At 69.5% G+C, this 3433-nt stretch carries 4 protein-coding genes; all 4 read left to right on the top strand.

Annotation, left to right across the window (positions count from 1 at the left end):
• Positions 1 to 364: helix-turn-helix domain-containing protein (locus G6026_RS09570; RefSeq protein ID WP_182613026.1), on the top strand; the 364-nt coding region annotated here is incomplete at its 5' end.
• 155 nt (positions 365 to 519) lie between these two features.
• Positions 520 to 1446 (top strand): acyltransferase domain-containing protein, encoded by a 927-nt coding sequence (locus G6026_RS09565; protein WP_182613025.1) that lies wholly within the window; start codon positions 520 to 522, stop codon positions 1444 to 1446.
• Between the two features lie 104 nt (positions 1447 to 1550).
• Positions 1551 to 1802 carry a meromycolate extension acyl carrier protein AcpM gene (acpM, locus tag G6026_RS09560; protein WP_095719155.1) on the top strand — a complete coding sequence of 84 codons (252 nt, stop codon included), beginning with the start codon at positions 1551 to 1553 and terminating at the stop codon, positions 1800 to 1802.
• A 258-nt stretch (positions 1803 to 2060) separates the two neighbouring features.
• Positions 2061 to 3433, top strand: a 1373-nt coding sequence (locus G6026_RS09555; RefSeq protein ID WP_182613024.1) for a carboxyl transferase domain-containing protein, incomplete at its 3' end; no start/stop codon positions are given.

Here is a 3433-nt window from a genome sequence, read left to right as displayed (position 1 = left end):
CGGCGCCGCGGCCGCGACCGGGTGGCCCGGTGCCCCTCGCCCGGTGGCGGCGATCGACCTGTTGCCGGAACGGGTCCTCGGCGGGGACCGCGGGGCCGCGGGCATGCTCGTGGAGCGGATCGTGTCCCCGCTGAGGGGTGCGGACCCCTCGCTGGAGGAGACCCTCCGGGCCTATCTGGACTCGGGCGGTCATGTCGAGGCGTGCGCCCGTGAGTTGTATGTCCATCCCAACACCGTGAGGTATCGGCTCAAACGAGTGAGCCAGATCACTGAGTTCGACCCGTTGGACGCGAGAGAGGCATTTGTCCTCCGTATCGCCCTCGTGCTCGGCAAGTTCTCCGAACGAAGCCCTCAGGAGAGCTAATCATTCACTCCCGTCACACCGTGTAACGAAACCGTCGCTGCGACAGATGGCGGCGCCCTCAACACGAATTTTGTGGGAACCCCACAAAATCCCGCCGTGGTTTCTGGCTGCGAGAACATCATCCGACGGAGGGCATCCCGTGTTGTCTGATACTCGTGCTTTGCCTCACCGCCCCAGGACAAGGGTCCCAGAAAGCCGGAATGCTCGCGCCGTGGCTCGAGCTCCCCGGTGCGTCGGACCGTCTCGATGAGTGGTCCGCCTCGAGTGGACTCGATCTCGAGCGCCTCGGCACCACGGCGACCCTGCAGGAGATCACCGACACCGCGGTCACCCAACCGTTGGTGGTCGCCTCCGCGCTGCTCGGCGCCGCGGAGCTCCGTCGGCGGGGCCGGGTCCCTGCGGACACCATCGTCTCCGGACACTCCATCGGCGAGGTCGCGGCGCTCGCGATCGCCGGGGTGGTCTCCGAGGCCGACGCACTCCGCCTGGCTTCGGTCCGCGGCGCCGCGATGTCGAAGGCGTGCGCCGACCGCCCCACGGGGATGATCGCCGTGCTCGGTGGGGTGGAGGCCGACGTCCTGCTGGCCCTCGAGAACGCCGGTCTGGAACCGGCGAACAGGAACGGCGCCGGGCAGATCGTCGCCGCCGGCCCTCTCGAAGCGTGCGATGCTCTCGAACAGAACCCCCCGATCCGCGCCCGCCTGCGGCGCCTCGACGTCGCCGGGGCGTTCCACACCGGTCACATGGGGTCGGCCGTGGAGGAGTTCCGCGCCCTGGCGGACACGATCGAGGTCCGCGACCCGGAGTTCACTCTGCTCTCCAACTCCGACGGCATGGTCGTCACCTCGGGCCGGGACGCCCTGAACCGCGTGATCTCCCAGATCACCCATCCCGTCCGGTGGGACCTGTGCACGCAGACCATGCTCAAGCTCGGCGTCGACGCCTTTATCGAGCTCCCGCCCTCCGGTGCGCTCGTCGGCCTGGCCAAGCGAATGATGCGCGAAGTGCCCCGCCACGGCGTGACCACGCCCGAGGACCTCGAGGACGCGCTCGACGCCGTCCCGGCTCTCAGCGGCGCCTAGACCACCCCCACGAACCCGCGGTCACCGGCCTGGTCCGGTGGCCGTGTCACGACGACCACGTCGCACCCGGCCGGGTGCGACGACACCACCAGAAAGGACACCACATGGCACGCACCGAGGCCGAGATCATCTCCGGACTTGCGGAGATCGTCGAGGAGGTCACCGGGATCGAGCCCTCCGAGGTGACGCCGGAGAAGTCCTTCGTGGACGATCTGGACATCGATTCCCTGTCCATGGTGGAGATCGCCGTGCAGACGGAGGACCGCTACGGGGTGGAGATCCCGGACGAGGATCTCGCCAAGTTGCGTACTGTGCAGGATGCGGTCGACTACATCCAGAAGATCGACCAGAGCTGACACCACGTCCCGGAGCACGGGGCGGGGGCGCGTTCAGGGCCGAAGGTGCGGTCGGTGCACCAGACGAGCCCGCGTCCCCTCCCCATATCCGGGACCCGACACACCAGAACACTCCGCGTCATGCGGGGTGACGGGCGGACGGCGCGATCAGGGACGGGGGTCCCCGATCGTTCGCCTCCCCCACACCAGCCAGTCCGGGGGTCCATCAGGAGCGCACCCTCCCACCCGGGAGGTGCGCCGCGGAAAGGACTGCATTCGATGACCATCACCAGCGCCGTGGACCAGACCACACAGATCGACCCGCGCGACCCCGTCGCACGGCTCGAGACTCTCTTCGATCCTGCATCGCTTGAGTTCCTCACGGAGCCGGACGCCTCGGGCGCACTCGCCGCCCGGGGACTGATCGACGGCGAAGCCACCATCGCCTACGCCACCGATGCCACCGTCATGGGTGGGGCGATGGGCCTGGACGGCTGCCGCCACATCGTCCACGCGATCGACACCGCCATCGACGAGCACCTGCCCGTCGTGGGCGTGTGGCACTCGGGAGGAGCGCGTCTCGCCGAGGGCGTCGAGGCGCTCCACGCGGTCGGCCTCGTCTTCGAGGCCATGGTGCGCGCGTCGGGTCACGTGCCGCAGATCTCGGTCGTGCTCGGCCCCGCCGCGGGCGGTGCCGCGTACGGCCCCGCACTCACGGACGTCGTGATCATGGCGCCGGCGGGCAAGATCTTCGTCACCGGCCCCGACGTGGTCCGCTCCGTCACCGGGGAACAGGTCGACATGGAGGGACTCGGCGGCCAGGACGTCCACCACCGCAAGTCCGGTGTGTGCCACATCGCCGCCACCGACGAGAAGGACGCGCTGCACCGAGCACGGCGCCTGGTCACCCTGCTCGCCGCCCAGGGAGAATTCGACCTGCGCGCACTCGAGGGCGACCACACCGACCTCGCGGGACTTCTCCCGGACTCACCCAAGCGGGCCTACGACGTCCGTCCCCTCGTCCACGGCATCCTCGACTCGTCCGAGCTGGACGGGAGCTCGACCTTCGAGGAGCTCCAGGCAAAGTGGGCGCCCAGCATCGTGGTGGGCTTCGGCAGGATGTCAGGCCGCACGGTCGGGGTGATCGCCAACAACCCGCTCCGCCTGGGTGGCTGCCTTAACTCCGAGTCCGCCGAGAAGGCCTCCCGGTTCGTCCGCCTGTGCAACGCGTTCGGCGTCCCCCTGCTCGTCGTCGTCGATGTCCCGGGTTATCTGCCAGGGGTGTCACAGGAATGGGACGGCGTCGTGCGCCGTGGGGCCAAACTGCTGCACGCCTTCGCGGAGGCGTCCGTCGCCCGGGTCACGCTGGTCACCCGCAAGATCTACGGCGGCGCCTACATCGCCATGAACTCGCGCGCCCTCGGTGCCTCCGCAGTGTTCGCGTGGCCCGATGCCGAGGTCGCGGTCATGGGCGCCAAGGCAGCGGTGGGCATCCTCCACAAGCGCACGCTCGCCGCGGCGCCCGAGGACGAGCGTGAGGCCCTGCACGAGCGACTGGCCGACGAGCACGCCGCGATCGCGGGCGGCGTGGGCCGGGCGGTCTCCATCGGCGTGGTCGACGAGGTCATCGAACCCACCGACACCCGTCGCCG

This window comes from Dietzia sp. DQ11-38-2 (genome assembly GCF_014145055.1).
Lineage (GTDB): Bacteria > Actinomycetota > Actinomycetes > Mycobacteriales > Mycobacteriaceae > Dietzia.
The sequence above is the reverse complement of the archived record's forward strand: the minus strand, read 5'-3'. Positions and strand labels throughout refer to the sequence as shown.

What these genes read in the sequence shown, in the direction of transcription:
- acpM (WP_095719155.1), top strand. Translation starts at nt 1,551, where the DNA reads ATGGCACGCACCGAGGCCGAGATCATCTCCGGACTTGCGGAGATCGTC.